This is a genomic window from Streptomyces sp. NPDC002306, assembly GCF_053593435.1.
The window spans coordinates 130472-144928 of the sequence record NZ_JBSFCK010000009.1; the positions used below are offsets into that span (position 1 = coordinate 130472).

At 74.0% G+C, this 14457-nt stretch carries 12 protein-coding genes and 5 tRNA genes; 10 read left to right on the plus strand and 7 right to left on the minus strand.

The window, feature by feature from the left end; translation table 11 throughout:
• Window positions 1–105 precede the first annotated feature (105 nt).
• The 3 genes from cobT (at window position 106) to ACWCQK_RS19900 (ending at window position 6257) form a co-directional block, all read left to right on the plus strand.
• Window positions 106–3990: a nicotinate-nucleotide--dimethylbenzimidazole phosphoribosyltransferase gene (cobT, locus tag ACWCQK_RS19890; protein WP_451156557.1), complete on the plus strand. Its 3885-nt coding sequence runs from the start codon at window positions 106–108 to the stop codon at window positions 3988–3990.
• A 151-nt stretch (window positions 3991–4141) separates the two neighbouring features.
• Window positions 4142–5374 (plus strand): uroporphyrinogen-III C-methyltransferase, encoded by a 1233-nt coding sequence (gene cobA / locus ACWCQK_RS19895; RefSeq protein WP_451156559.1) that lies wholly within the window; start codon window positions 4142–4144, stop codon window positions 5372–5374.
• 64 nt (window positions 5375–5438) lie between these two features.
• On the plus strand, window positions 5439–6257 hold the full coding sequence (locus ACWCQK_RS19900; RefSeq protein WP_451156561.1) for a TrmH family RNA methyltransferase: 819 nt from the start codon (window positions 5439–5441) through the stop codon (window positions 6255–6257).
• Window positions 6258–6286: 29 nt separating this feature from the next.
• On the opposite strand, the gene ACWCQK_RS19905 is transcribed toward ACWCQK_RS19900, so the two are convergent.
• Window positions 6287–7732 (minus strand): serine/threonine-protein kinase, encoded by a 1446-nt coding sequence (locus ACWCQK_RS19905; protein WP_451156870.1) that lies wholly within the window; start codon window positions 7730–7732, stop codon window positions 6287–6289.
• A 196-nt stretch (window positions 7733–7928) separates the two neighbouring features.
• Here ACWCQK_RS19905 and ACWCQK_RS19910 point away from each other — a divergent pair, with 196 nt between their 5' ends.
• The 4 genes from ACWCQK_RS19910 (at window position 7929) to ACWCQK_RS19925 (ending at window position 10403) form a co-directional block, all read left to right on the plus strand.
• Window positions 7929–8204, plus strand: coding sequence for a hypothetical protein (locus ACWCQK_RS19910; protein ID WP_451156563.1), 276 nt, complete (start codon window positions 7929–7931; stop codon window positions 8202–8204).
• 198 nt (window positions 8205–8402) lie between these two features.
• Window positions 8403–8597 carry a hypothetical protein gene (locus ACWCQK_RS19915; RefSeq protein ID WP_451156565.1) on the plus strand — a complete coding sequence of 65 codons (195 nt, stop codon included), beginning with the start codon at window positions 8403–8405 and terminating at the stop codon, window positions 8595–8597.
• Window positions 8598–8805: 208 nt separating this feature from the next.
• A complete protein-coding gene (locus tag ACWCQK_RS19920) occupies window positions 8806–10026 on the plus strand; it encodes a phosphotransferase (protein WP_451156567.1) in 1221 nt (406 codons plus the stop codon).
• An 80-nt stretch (window positions 10027–10106) separates the two neighbouring features.
• Window positions 10107–10403: a TFIIB-type zinc ribbon-containing protein gene (locus tag ACWCQK_RS19925; protein ID WP_451156569.1), complete on the plus strand. Its 297-nt coding sequence runs from the start codon at window positions 10107–10109 to the stop codon at window positions 10401–10403.
• Window positions 10404–10452: 49 nt separating this feature from the next.
• Here the strand turns inward: ACWCQK_RS19925 and ACWCQK_RS19930 are convergent.
• The 5 genes from ACWCQK_RS19930 to ACWCQK_RS19950 form a co-directional block, all read right to left on the minus strand.
• Window positions 10453–10524, minus strand: a tRNA-Val gene (locus ACWCQK_RS19930).
• Window positions 10525–10567: 43 nt separating this feature from the next.
• Window positions 10568–10639 (minus strand) — tRNA-Val (locus ACWCQK_RS19935).
• A 35-nt stretch (window positions 10640–10674) separates the two neighbouring features.
• Window positions 10675–10746, minus strand: a tRNA-Val gene (locus ACWCQK_RS19940).
• Between the two features lies 1 nt (window position 10747).
• Window positions 10748–10821 (minus strand) — tRNA-Cys (locus tag ACWCQK_RS19945).
• Window positions 10822–10858: 37 nt separating this feature from the next.
• Window positions 10859–10931, minus strand: a tRNA-Gly gene (locus tag ACWCQK_RS19950).
• A gap of 177 nt (window positions 10932–11108) precedes the next feature.
• Here ACWCQK_RS19950 and ACWCQK_RS19955 point away from each other — a divergent pair.
• From ACWCQK_RS19955 to ACWCQK_RS19965, 3 genes are all read left to right on the plus strand, one after another.
• Complete coding sequence (locus ACWCQK_RS19955) at window positions 11109–12158, plus strand: chorismate-binding protein (protein ID WP_451156571.1); 1050 nt, start codon at window positions 11109–11111, stop codon at window positions 12156–12158.
• A complete protein-coding gene (locus ACWCQK_RS19960) occupies window positions 12155–12976 on the plus strand; it encodes an aminotransferase class IV (protein ID WP_451156573.1) in 822 nt (273 codons plus the stop codon). The genes ACWCQK_RS19955 and ACWCQK_RS19960 overlap by 4 nt, the downstream gene beginning before the upstream one ends.
• Before the next feature lie 103 nt (window positions 12977–13079).
• A complete protein-coding gene (locus tag ACWCQK_RS19965; protein ID WP_451156575.1) occupies window positions 13080–13904 on the plus strand; it encodes a GNAT family N-acetyltransferase in 825 nt (274 codons plus the stop codon).
• A 32-nt stretch (window positions 13905–13936) separates the two neighbouring features.
• Here the strand turns inward: ACWCQK_RS19965 and ACWCQK_RS19970 are convergent, their stop codons facing one another.
• A complete protein-coding gene (locus tag ACWCQK_RS19970) occupies window positions 13937–14455 on the minus strand; it encodes a DsbA family protein (RefSeq protein WP_451156577.1) in 519 nt (172 codons plus the stop codon).
• Window positions 14456–14457: the final 2 nt, after the last annotated feature.

The window sequence follows — 14457 nt, forward strand, 5'->3', positions numbered from 1 at the left end:
TCGTGCCGCTGGGCATGCACGCTCGTTCTTCACTGCGGGGGCGGTCGGTGCGCCGTTTCCGGTGAGCTGGTCGTAGAGGCACTAACCGATGGGCGAGGGGTACGCATGACCGACACCGGCCAGATCCCGGGCGAGGGGCTGCCGGAGAACTCAGGCATGGTGGAGCAGCCGGGCGTCCCCGCGCCGGGTGCGTACACCTACCTCTCCGAGACCACCGCCGAGGACGAAGACCTGTTGCTGCTGCCGGGCGCCCAGAGCGCCTGGGGCAACGAGGTGGCTCCGCCGGTGCCGGAACCGGTCGTCGAGGCCGTCCACGAGCCGAGCCCGCACGAGCTGGGCGGCCGGGACAGCGGCTCGGTCGACCTCAGCGGCGTTCGGCTGCCCGGCCCGACGCCTCCCGCGACGCCCGTCCAGCCCCGCAGGCCCCTGCACCTCGGTCCGCAGATCCCCGACGCCTCGGCCAGCCCGGTCCGCTCGCTCGCCGACCGTGGCCCCGCGGGCGCGCCCGTACGGCAGCCGGGCCCCGCGACCATCGGGCCCGAGTATCTCGACGTCCCGCAGCCGCGCGAGACGCCCCCGCGGGGCGTCTCGCCCTGGGGCGCCCAGGTCGTGGCACAGCCGTCGGCGGATCCCGGGGCGAACCCCGCGGAAACGGTTGTGCCGGTCAGGGAACAGCAGCCCGAACCGGTCGGCGCGGCCCAGGCCGTCATGGCCCGGATCGCCACGGAGGCGGTCGCGGTGACCGCCCCGTCGGAGCAGACGGACGTCGCGTTCCAGGAGGGCCAGGCCGGTCAGGCGGTCCCGGTCGCGGTGGACCAGGTGCCGCCGCGGTCGCAGGACGGCGGCCACGCGCACGCCGCGGCGCTCTCCGGTCCGGTCACCGCACCCGCGTCCGCCGCGGAGCCGTCGGAATCCGCGGGGTACGGGGAGCCCGTGGCGGGGCACTTCCCCGTGGCCGGCCCCGGCGGGGACGCCGGTCAGGTTCCCGAGCGCGACGGCCTCGCGCAGGCCGGCCCGTCCGCCGGCCCGGAGCCGGTCGCGGAGGCCGGTCAGGTTCCGGGACCCGAGGGTGCCGTGGCCGGCGGTCGGATCCCCGGCCCCGAATCGGTCGAGCCCATCGAGCCCATCGAGCCCTTCGAGTACGTCGAGCCTGCCGCTGCGGTCGCCGACGCGGGCCAGGTCCCGGGTGCGATCCCGGGCGTCGAGCCCGTGCCGGACGCCGTGGACGCCGTACAGGCCCCCGGCGCCGCCGTGGACGGCCAGGACGCGGACGCCATGGCGTCCTCCGTCACCGTCACCGCCGCCGACGCGGACCAGGCGCAGGACCGCGCACAGGACCACGCGGCCTCGCCGGCCCCGGACGCCGGGTACACCCCTGATGTCGCGGCCCCGGACGCCGGACAGACTCCCCAGGGCGTCGTGGTCATGGGCGCGGGGCGGGGTCCCGTGCCGCCCGCGGCGCCGGTTCACGATCAGACGCCGGAAGCCGTCGCCCCGGTGGCCGTCGCCCACTCGCCCGAGCCGGTGCCGGCCCCCGAGGCCGAGGTCGTGACGCCGGAGAGCCCGCAGAGCTTCGAAGCCCCGGCGGCCTCGCGGGCCGCCGAACCCAAGGCGGCCGAGTACGCGGCGCCCGAGGCCCCGCAGGTCCGGGAACCCGCCGCGTACGAGAGCGCGCCCGTGCCCGTCCCGGGTCCCGAAGCGGTCGAGCCCGTTCCCGCGCCGGAGGCCGTGGCGTTCGCGCCCCTGCCGTCGGCCCTGGACGCCCTTCAGACGCCGCACCCGGCCCACGAGACCCTCGCGCCCGCCGAGCCGGTGCCCGCGCACCCGGCCCCCGTGGCCGCCGACGCTCCGGGCGAGCCCCAGCCCGCGGACCCCTCGGCCGCGGACCTGCCCGGCGCGGTCGCGCCGGAGCACCGGCCGGACCGGACCCTGGGCCAGTTCGTCCCGGTGGACGGCATGGTGCCGACCACCCCGCACCTCGCCCCGACCCCGCCGCACCCCCTCGTGCTGCCCGTCGAGGAACTCCGGGCGACGGCACCGCAGGCGGTGGAACCACCGGCCGCGCGCCCCCCGGCTCCGGAACCCGTCGCCACGGTCCCGGCCCCGAGGGCGGCCGGACCCGACGCCGCCCAGCTCGCGGGGGACCCCGACCCCGACGTCGTACAGCAAGCGGAGGACCTGGACACCAGGGCCGCCGAACAGGAAGACCAGGAAGAAGAGAGCACGGCCGCAGTGGAAGAAGTACGAGAGTCCACCGGCCCCGCGGCCCCCGGCTACGCCGACGCCGAGCGCGAGGCGGTGCTGCGTGTGATGCGTGAGCGTCGCGACATCCGCAACGGCTTCCGCGGCGACCCGATCCCGCACGAGGTGCTGCTCAGGGTCCTGGAGGCCGCCCACACGGCCCCGTCCGTGGGGCACTCGCAGCCCTGGGACTTCGTGGTGATCCGTTCGGCCGAGACCCGCCGCACGATGCACGAACTGGCCATGCGCCAGCGCGAGGCCTACGCCAAGTCGCTGCCCAAGGGCCGGGCGAAGCAGTTCAAGGAACTGAAGATCGAGGCGATCCTCGACACCCCGGTGAACATCGTCGTCACCGCCGACCCGACCCGCGGCGGCCGGCACACCCTCGGCCGGCACACCCAGCCGCAGATGGCCCCGTACTCCTCCGCGCTCGCGGTGGAGAACCTCTGGCTCGCCGCCCGCGCCGAGGGTCTCGGCGTCGGCTGGGTCAGCTTCTTCGACGAGCGCGAGATGGTCCGCGCCCTCGGCCTGCCCGACCACCTGGAGGTCGTCGCCTACCTGTGCGTCGGGTACGTCGACGAGTTCCCGGACGAGCCCGAGCTGATGCAGGCCGGCTGGTCCAAGCGCCGCCCCCTGTCGTGGGTCGTGCACGAGGAGACGTACGGCCGTCGCGCGCTGCCCGGCGAGGACCCGCACGACCTGCTCGCCGAGACCGTCGCCGGGATCCGCCCGCTGGACGCCAAGGCGCTCGGCGAGGCCTGGGAGCGGCAGAAGCGCATGACCAAGCCGGCGGGCGCGCTCGGCATGCTGGAGATCATCTCCGCGCAGCTGTCCGGCCTGTCCCGGCAGTGCCCGCCGCCGATCCCGGAGCCCGCGGCCGTCGCGATCTTCGCGGGCGACCACGGCGTGCACGCCCAGGGCGTGACCCCCTGGCCGCAGGAGGTCACGGCCCAGATGGTGGCCAACTTCCTGGGCGGGGGAGCGGTCTGCAACGCGTTCGCCGCTCAGGTGGGCGCCGAGGTCTGCGTCGTCGACGTGGGCGTCGCCGCGGACCTTCCGGCCACCCCGGGTCTGCTGCCGCGCAAGGTCCGCGCGGGCACGTCCGACATGACCACCGGACCCGCGATGACCCGCGAGGAGGCCAAGCAGGCCGTCGAGGTGGGCATCGAGACCGCCCGCGACCTGGTGGCGGCCGGCAACAAGGCGCTGCTCACGGGCGAGATGGGCATCGCCAACACCACCGCGTCGGCCGCGCTCATCTCGGTCTTCACGGGCGTCGACCCCGCCGAGGTCACCGGCCGCGGCACCGGCATCAACGACGAGACCCTGGCCCGCAAGACCGACGTCGTGCGCCGTGCCCTGGAACTCCACCAGCCGGACCCGGCCGACCCCATCGGCGTCCTCGCGGCGATCGGCGGCTTCGAACACGCGGCGATGGTCGGCCTCCTGCTGGGCGGTGCCTCCCTGCGCACCCCGGTGATCCTGGACGGCGTGAGCGCGGGCGCCGCCGCCCTGGTCGCCCGGGCGATCGCCCCCGAGGTCCTCGCGGCCTGCATCGCGGGCCACCGCAGCGCCGAGCCGGGCCATGTGGCCGCGCTCAACAAGCTGGGCCTGCGCCCGCTGGTCGACCTCGACCTGCGCCTCGGCGAGGGCACGGGCGCGCTGCTCGCGCTCCCGCTGGTCCAGAGCACGGCGCGGGCGATGCACGAGGTGGCGACGTTCGACTCCGCGGGCGTCACCGAGAAGTAGCCCGCAGCGCGGGCGGGGGGTGGTGCGGCCGGGCGTTCCGCCGCCCGCCCCCACCCCCGCCGTACGCTGAAGACACGGCTAAAATCCGCACGTCAGGGCCGCTCCGGAGCTGTAGCGCCCATCGCCCCCGCCAGGACGAGGAGCCACCCTCATGGCCCAACACCCCGCCTACCCCGTAGGCCTCCGCCTCAGCGGCCGCCGCGTGGTCGTCCTCGGTGGCGGCCAGGTCGCCCAGCGCCGTCTCCCGGCGCTGATCGCGGCGGGCGCGGACATCGTCCTGGTGTCACCCGAGGCGACCCCCTCCGTCGAGGCCATGGCGGACGGGGGCGAGATCGCCTGGCGGCGACGCCCCTACGCCGACGGCGACCTCGCGGACGCCTGGTACGCGCTGATCGCCACCAGCGACCACGAGGCCAACACCCGGGCCTCCGCCGAGGCCGAGACGCGCCGCGTCTGGTGCGTCCGCTCCGACGACGCCGACGCGGCCACCGCCTGGACCCCGGCCACCGGGCACAGCGAAGGCGTCACGGTGGCCGTGCTCACCACGGACGCGCGCGGCCGCGACCCCCGCCACACCGCCGCCATCCGCGACGCCGTCGTCGAGGGCCTGCGCGACGGCACCCTCGTCGCCCCGCACCACCGCACCCGTACGCCGGGCGTCGCCCTCGTCGGCGGCGGCCCAGGCGACCCGGACCTGATCACGGTCCGCGGCCGCCGGCTGCTCGCCGAGGCGGACGTCGTCATCGCGGACCGCCTCGGCCCGCGCGACCTGCTGGCCGAACTCCCGCCGCACGTAGAGGTGATCGACGCGGCGAAGATCCCGTACGGGCGGTACATGGCCCAGGAGGCCATCAATGACGCGCTGATCGAGCACGCCAGGCGGGGCCGGTCCGTGGTCCGGCTGAAGGGTGGCGACCCGTACGTCTTCGGGCGCGGCATGGAGGAACTCCAGGCGCTCGCCGAGGCGGGCATCCCGTGCACGGTCGTCCCGGGCATCTCCAGTTCGATCTCGGTGCCGGGCGCGGCCGGCATCCCGGTCACCCACCGCGGTGTCGCACACGAGTTCACGGTGGTCAGCGGCCATGTCGCCCCTGACGACGAACGCTCGCTGGTCGACTGGGCCTCGCTCGCCAAGCTGACCGGTACCCTCGTCGTCCTCATGGGCGTCGACAAGATCGGGAAGATCGCGGAGACGCTCGTCGCGCACGGCAGGTCGCCGGACACCCCCGTCGCCCTCGTGCAGGAGGGCACGACACCCGCCCAGCGGCGCGTCGACGCGACCCTCGCGAGCGTCGCCGAGACCGTCCGTACCGAGGACGTGAAGCCCCCGGCCGTCATCGTCATCGGCGATGTCGTCGCCGTGGGTCTCCACACCTCCGCGTAACCCCGGGTAACACAACCCGTTCCGAGCCGTTGGCACCACACCCAGGACAAGGCAGTATCACCCTGTGGCCGATCTCATCACCGTTGAGGACCCCGACGACCCGCGCCTGCGCGACTACACGGGCCTGACCGACGTCGAGCTGCGCCGCAAGCGCGAGCCCGCCGAGGGCCTGTTCATCGCCGAGGGCGAGAAGGTCATCCGCCGGGCCAAGGACGCCGGGTACGAGATGCGCTCGATGCTGCTGTCCGCGAAGTGGGTCGACGTCATGCGCGACGTCATCGACGAACTCCCCGCCCCCGTCTACGCGGTCAGCCCGGAGCTCGCCGAACAGGTCACCGGCTACCACGTGCACCGCGGCGCGCTCGCCTCCATGCAGCGCAAACCACTGCCGACGGCGGCCGAACTCCTGCGCTCCGCCCACCGGGTGGCCGTCATGGAGTCGGTCAACGACCACACCAACATCGGTGCGATCTTCCGCTCGGCGGCCGCCCTCGGCATGGACGCGGTCCTGCTCTCCCCGGACTGCGCCGACCCCCTCTACCGCCGCTCCGTCAAGGTCTCGATGGGCGCGGTCTTCTCCGTCCCGTACGCCCGTCTCGACACCTGGCCCAAGGGACTCGACTCGGTCCGCGAGGCGGGCTTCACCCTGCTCGCCCTCACCCCCGACGAGAAGGCCAGGTCCCTCGACGAGGCCGCCCCGCACCGGATGGACCGGGTGGCCCTGATGCTGGGCGCGGAGGGCGACGGCCTGTCCACCCAGGCCCTGGTCGCCGCCGACGAATGGGTCCGCATCCCCATGGCCCACGGCGTCGACTCCCTCAACGTGGGCGCGGCGGCGGCGGTCGCCTTCTACGCGGTCGCGACGGGCCGCCCGCAGTCCTGACGGCGGTCCGGGGCCGGGTGCGGACGCGGTTACCTCGGGTCGTCCGCCCGGACCGTCGACTCGTACGGCCGCCTCATCAGCTCCGCGCTCGACGGCTCCGGCGACGGCGAGCGCGTGGTCGACCGGCGCACGACGTCGTCGCCGCCCAGTCCGCGGGCCGGCCCCTGGCAGCCCTGCACCACGGCGATGCCGACCGCGACGAGCAGCGTCACCACGACGAACACGAACAACCGCTGGCGCAGCAGGCGCGGATTGGCCGGCCGCCGGCCGGTCCCGGTGGTCCTCGGCGCCGGACGGCCCGTACCACTGCGCGGTGCCGTACGGCTGCCGCTGCCCGACCGGGTGTCGCGCGAGGCCGGGGTGGGCCGTGCCCCGGAACGGGACGGCGTGCCGCCGCCGCGTGACGAACTGCCCCCGCGTGAGGAACCGCCGCCGCGCGACGGGGTTCCGCCGCCCCGGACGGTCGGCGCCGGACCGCGCGCGGGCGTGGCACCCCGCGGGGGCGGAGTCCCCTGCGGGCCCGGCTGTCCCTGCGGCCGCCGCCCAGTGGTCCGCGAGTGCTCGGGGTAACTGGGCCCGGCGAGCCGCCCGGTGGGCCGGTCCGCCTCGGCGGTGCGCGGTCCGGGCGGACGTCCGTCGGCCAGGCCCTGGGCCTCGCGGGCCGCGATCTCCTTGAGCCGCAACGACAGTTCGAGCGTGCTGGGCCGCTCCTCGGGGTCCTTCGCGAGACAGGCGCGCACGAGGGGGGCCAGCGCGTCCGGCACGCCGTTCAGGTGTGCCTCCTCGTGCACCACGCGGTACAGCATCACCTCGGAACTGCCGTGCCCGAAGGGCGAGTCGGCGGTGGAGGCGTACGCGAGCGTGGCGCCCAGCGAGAACACGTCCGTCGCCGGGGTGACGGCGGCCCCGCGCACCTGCTCCGGGGCGAGGAAACCGGGGGAGCCGACCGCGGTGCCGACATGCGTCAGCGTGGAGGCACCGGTCGCCCAGGCGATACCGAAGTCGATGATCCGCGGCCCCTTCGGGGACAGCAGGATGTTGGACGGCTTCAGGTCCCGGTGCACCACCCCGGCCTCGTGCACGGCGACCAGCCCCTCCGACAGGGCGGCGCCGATCGCGGCGGCCTCGGCCGCGCTGAGCGGCCCGTCGTCGGCGACCTTGTCGTGCAGGGAGGGGCCGGGCACGTACTGCGTGGCGAACCAGGGACGCTCCGCGTCCAGGTCCGCCGCGACCAGCCGGGCCGTGCACCCGCCGCGGATCCGCCGCGCCGCCGAGACCTCGCGCGCGAACCGCGAGCGGAACTCCTGATCCTCCGCCAGATCGGGCCGGATCACCTTGAGCGCGACCCGCTGCCCCTTCTTGTCGGAGCCCAGATAGACGACACCCATCCCGCCCGCGCCCAGCCGTCTGTGAAGCCTGAACGAGCCGACGACGCGCGGGTCCTCGCGCCTCAGGCGCATCATCGCCATGTTCATCCCCGCTGCCCGGTCCGTGTGACGTGGCACAGCTTACGTTTCCACAGCCGCCCGCGCGCAGAGGCCGCGCCCTCTCGGCCCGACGGATTGTCAGTGCCCGGTGGGAGAATTGAAGTGTGGTCAGGGAGCGTGCGCACAGCGGGGCCTTGCGCTGTCCGCACCACCAACCACTCGTCACAGAAGGGGGATTGAACCCGTGAAGGGTGACCGCGTGGAGATAGTCGTGGACGCCGGTGACACGACTCGGACGTACGAGGTGGTGGCGAGCAGGGCGGGCCGCCGAGTGGAGACGGCGATACGCCGAGGGGTGGTGGAAGTGAGCGAAGTCACCCGAAACGGCTCGGTCGTCCGTACGGCCCGGTTCATGGCGAACCGGGTCCTGGCGCTCGTCGAGCAGCCGGTGCCCCGTGAGGACAGCTCGGAAAAGGCGGGGCACTCCGGACGCCCCCTCCGGGAAGACCCCGAGACCTAGGACCTCGTCTCCACCCAGGGGAGTACTTCCCAGGTCACCGCTCATCCTCCGGGAGGCCCGCCAATCGGTACGAGGGCATGACGCCCGGCGGGCGCCACACACCTAGATTTGAGGTCAAGCGGCGGGTGCAGCACTCGTCCCCCGAGGTCAGACACCCGCCGCTGTCAACGACAACCGAGAACGGTCAGGAGAGGGACCATGGCCTACACGGCACCGCGGGCGCTGATCCGCACCGAGGGGCGCACCACGCGCCCGCGCCGGACAGGCCGTCGCCACCCCTTGGTGGCGACGCTCATGGCCCTTCCCCTGGCAGCGCTGCTCCTCCTCGTCTTCGACGGCTGGGAGACAGTGGCGACACAGGCGTCGTCCGTGGGAGTGATGCTGGGGCGCTGAGCGGCGACCCCAGGCCCGGAAGAGCGGTTCGGGCGGGGACATCCACCCATGAAACCCCGTGGGGACGGGGGTGCGGCGGACGGCAAAAAATGCCGGCGCAGCTGGGGAGCTGCGCCGGCATTGCTTTTCCCGCGTACCGGGTACCTTCCGGCCCGCGGGACCCGATTGCGTACGCTCCCGGCCAGAACCGTACGACGCTGGGGGACCCGTGACCGCCGACCTGCTGCCCACCCTGACCGCGAAGGCCAGGACGGCGGCCCACCCGAACGGCACCCGCTGCGCGTGCGGCGCCCTCACGACCCTCGCCGACCGCCCCGACGCCACCGTCGTCCGGCACGCCGGCGTCGTCGCCAAGGCGCACGCCCCGGGCACCGACCCGGCCGAACTGGCCCTCCGCCTCGGTGTCGCCGCCGGTCTCCCGCACATCCTGCTGGCTCCGCTGGACCCGAGCCCGACGCCGCTCGACGGCCGGCTCGTGACCCTCTGGCCGTACGGCGCCCCGGTGGACCCGGACGATCCGGACGCGGCCCCCTGGGAGGCCGCCGCCACCCTCCTCGCCCACCTCCACCGAACCCCTGTCCCGACCGCGCCCGCTCCCACGGCCGGTGACCGGCCCACAGCCGCCGCTCCCGTGACACCGGCCTCGCCGCTCCCCGGCCCGGCGACCGCCCCCGTCTCCGGGGCGCCGGCGTCGACGGCCTCCGCCCCGACGGCCGCTGCCGCCGCTTCCCCGGCGCCCGCCTCGACGGCCTCCGACCCGGCCGTCGCCGCGTCGACCGCACCCGCCTCGACCGTCCCTGCCGCCGCCGCTGTCCCCGCCTTGATCGGTCCCGTCGCGCCCACGCTGCCCCCACCCTCCGCGCCCGCCCCGCCGCCCCAGATGCGCGGCCCCGTCAAGGCGGCCCGTGCCATCGCCCTGCTGCGCGCCCTGGGAGCCCCGCACCCCGCCGTCGCCCCGGTTCTCCGGGCCTGGGCCACCCTCCCGGCCTGGGCGCGCGCCGAGGCCCCCATGCCCGACCACGCCACCCTCTGCCACGGAGACCTCCACCTCGGCCAGCTGGTACGTCACCCGGCCCCGGACGGTCCCTGGAGACTGATCGACGTCGACGACCTCGGCGTGGGCGTCCCCGCCTGGGACCTGGCCCGCCCGGCGGCCTGGTACGCCTGCGGGCTGCTCGCGCCCGACGAGTGGACCCGCTTCCTGACCGCCTACCGCGCGGCGGGCGGTCCCGCCGTGCCCGTGGACGGCGATCCGTGGCCCGCCCTGGACGTCCCGGCCCGCGCTCTCACCGCGCAGAGCGCGGCCCGGGCCGTCGGCAAGGCGATCGCCGCCGACCGCCCGCTGGACGAGGTGGAGCTGTCCCTTGTCGACGCATGTGCCCGAATGAGTCCGATCCCCCCGGAGTTGGCCGGAGGCTCGGCCAAGTAATGTGCAACCGACCGCAGCCGGACAGAGTCTGTCCTGGCGAAACACGAAGCAGGATCGACCGGCGAGGAGTTGAGCCGACCATGCAGTGTCCGAAGTGCCATGCGCCGATGCACACGTACAACCGCAACGGTGTCCAGATAGAGCAGTGCAGCGGCTGCCGGGGCATCTTCCTCGACTACGGCGAGCTGGAGGCGCTGACCCGCGTGGAGTCCCAGTGGTCGCAGCCCGCCCCGCCGCCGTCCGCCCCGCAGGCGTACCCCGCCCAGCCGCAGGCGCCCGCCTGGGGCGCCCCGCACGGCGGCGGCCACCACGGCGGTGGGCACTACGGCGGCCACCACCGCCACAAGAGCTTCGGCCACATGCTGTTCTCGTCCTGAGACGACGAAGCCCCCGGCCGTTCGAGACGGCCGGGGGCTTCGGTGTGTGTGGACGATACTGGGATTGAACCAGTGACCTCTTCCGTGTCAGGGAAGCGCTCTCCCGCTGAGCTAATCGTCCTCGGGACCACGATGACTCCGAGGAGCCGGTCATGGGCACTGCGTGCGCGATACTGGGATTGAACCAGTGACCTCTTCCGTGTCAGGGAAGCGCTCTCCCGCTGAGCTAATCGCGCGGGGATCCTCGCGGATCGAGGCCCTCGCGGGCCAGTGGACGATACTGGGATTGAACCAGTGACCTCTTCCGTGTCAGGGAAGCGCTCTCCCGCTGAGCTAATCGTCCTTGGAGGTGGAGACGGGATTTGAACCCGTGTAGACGGCTTTGCAGGCCGTTGCCTCGCCTCTCGGCCACTCCACCAGGAGTGTAGGGGATCGGGAAAACCCCTGTTCCTTCGAGCGGACGACGAGGCTCGAACTCGCGACCTCAACCTTGGCAAGGTTGCGCTCTACCAACTGAGCTACGTCCGCCTGTCGTTTCGGTGCGCTTGCGCGTCCCGGCGACGTGTTGAACTCTAGCGGATTCCGGGGCCAGCACAAAAACGCGTTTGTGCAGCGTGCTGCCCTGCGTCCACCTGCGGACCTGCTCAGGCCCCCCGCCGGGACACGGCCGGGTCACCCGCAGGTCACCCGCCTAGACTCGACAGTGTGCTCGACCTCCCTCCCCTCGCCCGCTTCGGTGACCGCGTCGCCACCGGCCTGCTCGACGTCACCAGTGACCCCACGGCTCTCGAATCCTCCGGTTTCTGGGCCGTCTGCGCCGACTTCGAGGGCCGTCTGACCTGCGCGCGCTTCTCGGAGGTGCGGGAGGTGCCGGTTCCCGCGCCGGTGCCGGGCGCGTGGCGGGGTCCGGCGGTCGCCGACTGGACCTCCTCCCTCGACCGCGCCGCGTACACGGCCGCCGTCCGCCGAATCCGCGCGTACATCGCGGCCGGCGAGGTCTACCAGGCGAACCTCTGCCGCGTCCTGTCCGCGCCCGTCGCGCCGGACGCCGATGTGGCCGCCCTCACCGCACTGCTCGCCCGCGGCAACCCGGCGCCGTACGCGGGAACGATACGGCTGCCCCGGCACGGCGTGGAGATCGCCACCGCCTCGCCCGAACTGTTCCTGCGCCGCACCGGCCGCGCGGTCGAGTCCGGACCGATCAAGGGCACCGGCCGTACCGAGGCGGACCTGCTGGAGAAGGACTACGCCGAGAACGTGATGATCGTGGACCTGGTCCGCAACGACATCGGGCGCGTCTGCGCCACCGGCAGCGTCACCGTCCCCGACCTGTGCGCCCTGGAGAAACACCCCGGCCTCGTCCACCTCGTGTCCACGGTCCGCGGGGAGCTGCGCCCCGGCGCCGGCTGGCCGGAACTGCTCGCCGCTGCCTTCCCGCCCGGCTCGGTCACCGGCGCTCCCAAGTCGAGCGCCCTGCGGATCATCGCCGCCCTGGAGCCGGCACCGCGCGGCCCGTACTGCGGGGGCGTCGGCTGGGTCGACGCCGACCGGGGCGAGGGCGAGCTCGCCGTCGGCATCCGCACCTTCTGGATCGACCGGGCCGCGGGTGCCCTGCGGTTCGGCACCGGAGCCGGCATCACCTGGGGTTCCGACCCCGAGGGGGAGTGGCGGGAGACAGAACTGAAGGCGTCCCGGCTGCTCGCGGTAGCGTCGGGAGCGTACGAGGCAAGCGCAGATGGAGAGGCACTGAAGTGAAGATCTGGCTCGACGGTGGGCTGCAGGACACCGAGTCCGCCCGCGTCTCCGTCTTCGACCACGGACTCACCGTGGGCGACGGCATCTTCGAGACGGTGAAGGCGCTCGACGGAAGGCTGTTCGCGCTCACCCGGCACCTCGACCGGCTCACCCGCTCCGCGCGCGGTCTGGGCCTGCCCGACCCCGACCTCGACGAGGTCCGTCGCGCCTGCGCCGCGGTCATCGAGGCGAACCCGATGCCCCTCGGCCGACTGCGCATCACCTACACCGGTGGCCAGGGTCCCCTGGGCTCCGACCGCGGTGAGCACGGCCCGACCCTGGTCGTCGCCCTCGGCGAGACCACCCGCCGCCCCGACTCCACCGCCGTCGTCACGGTCCCCTGGACCCGCAACGAACGCGGCGCGCTCACCGGCCTGAAGACCACCTCGTACGCCGAGAACGTCGTCGCCCTGGCCCGCGCCCACCGGCACGACGCCTCCGAGGCCCTGTTCGCCAACACGGTCGGCCGGCTGTGCGAGGGCACCGGATCCAATGTCTTCGTGGTCCTGGACGGCGAGATCCACACCCCGCCGGTCGCCTCCGGCTGCCTCGCGGGCATCACCCGCGCGCTGGCGGTCGAGTGGACGGGCGCCAAGGAGACCGACCTGCCGCTGGACGTCCTGGAGCGGGCCGATGAGATCTTCCTGACCTCCACCCTGCGCGACGTCCAGGCCGTACACCGCGTCGACGAGCGCGAACTCCCGGGCGCACCCGGCCCGGTGACCGCCAAAGCCATGCGGATCTTCGACGAGCGGTCCGGGGACGACCTCGATCCGTGACGCGGAGGTACGGGCGCGGGAGGTGCGGGCGCGCGGCGCCGGCGCGGGAGATGCCGGGGATATTCGGCTGCCCCGGGGCGCGGCACCGGGTAGAACACCGGTGATGACCACGACCCTGCGGCCGACCGAGCCGCTCCAGCGCACCGCCGACGGACGGCGTTCACGCCGCTACCAGGTATGCGTGAACAGCCGTCCCGTGGGCACGATCCGCCTCGACACCTCCCCGGGTCTCGGTGACGCGGTGGCCCGCATCCTGGACCTGCGCATCGAGGAGCCGGACCGGCGGCGTGGCCGGGGCACGGTGGCCGCGCTTGCCGCGGAGGAGGTGGCGCGCGGCTGGGGCTGCCGACAGATCCAGGCGAGCGTCCCCGCCGACGCCCCGGCGGCGCTGCGGCTCGCCGAGATCCTGGGCTACGTCCCGCGCAACCGCGCCATGGACAAGCCGCTCGGCGACATCCCGCCCGCTCTGCCCGCCGGCAGCCGGGCGAGGTCCATGACGCAGCCCGAGTTCGAGGCCTGGCACACGCGTCAGACGCTGGAGTACGCGCGCGACTGGATCGAACGGGGCGTCCCCGAGGCCGAGGCCCACGCCAAGGTACGCCGCGACCACGAACAGCTGCTGCCGCGAGGACTCGCCACCCCCGGCACGACCCTGGACGTCCTGGAGCACGAGGGGACGAGGGTGGGCGTCCTGTGGCTGGCGCTGCGCGAGGACCACGCCTTCGTCTACGACGTCGAGACCGAGGCCGCCCACCGCGGACGCGGACACGGCCGTACGCTCATGCTGCTGGCGGAGATCCGGGCGATCGCCGCCGGCCGGAGCGTCCTCGGCCTCAACGTGTTCGCGGGGAACACCCCGGCCGAGCGGCTGTACGAGTCGCTCGGCTACGAGACGCGGGACCACGTCCTCTACAAGTCCCTGCTGTAGGACGCCCCGTCCGGCTCCGGCTTCGCTCGCGGCTACTCGGCCAGCAGCCGGTCAGCGATCTCCTCGATGCGCTCGCGCAGTCCCGTCTGGCTCTTGCCGCCGTCGAGGCGTTCGCCGCCGATGACGTAGGTGGGGGTGCCGGTCACGCCGATGGCCTTGCCCTCGGCCTGGTCGGCGTCGACGATCAGGATGTGGCGTCCGTCGACCAGCGCGGTGTCGAACTCCTCCGCGTCCAGGCCGAGTTCACCCGCCACCTGGACCAGGAAGGGCTCGCCCGCGCGGTCGAGTTCCTCGACCCGGCCCAGTACCGCCTCCACATAAGGCCATCCCTGCCCCTGCTCCACCGCCTCCTCGGCGGCCTGAGCCGCGGCGAAGGCGTGCCGGTGCTTCTCCAGCGGGAAGTGCCGCAGCCGCACGTCCAGCCGGTCGCCGTAGCGCTCGCGCAGGGCGCGGAGATCGACGAGGGCGCTGTGGCAGTCCGGGCACTGGAGTTCGCACCACACGTCGAGGACGACGGTGGCGGCGGCACGTTCGGGGGAGGAGTCACTCATAC

Bases quoted from the DNA above. Each gene is read 5' to 3' on its own strand.
- ACWCQK_RS19915 (WP_451156565.1), top strand. From the start codon at position 8,403: ATGGCCTACACGGCACCGCGGGCGCTGATCCGCACCGAGGGGCGCACC.
- ACWCQK_RS19970 (WP_451156577.1), bottom strand. From the start codon at position 14,455: ATGAGTGACTCCTCCCCCGAACGTGCCGCCGCCACCGTCGTCCTCGAC.
- cobT (WP_451156557.1), top strand. From the start codon at position 106: ATGACCGACACCGGCCAGATCCCGGGCGAGGGGCTGCCGGAGAACTCA.
- ACWCQK_RS19925 (WP_451156569.1), top strand. From the start codon at position 10,107: ATGCAGTGTCCGAAGTGCCATGCGCCGATGCACACGTACAACCGCAAC.
- ACWCQK_RS19905 (WP_451156870.1), bottom strand. From the start codon at position 7,732: ATGAACATGGCGATGATGCGCCTGAGGCGCGAGGACCCGCGCGTCGTC.
- ACWCQK_RS19965 (WP_451156575.1), top strand. From the start codon at position 13,080: ATGACCACGACCCTGCGGCCGACCGAGCCGCTCCAGCGCACCGCCGAC.
- cobA (WP_451156559.1), top strand. From the start codon at position 4,142: ATGGCCCAACACCCCGCCTACCCCGTAGGCCTCCGCCTCAGCGGCCGC.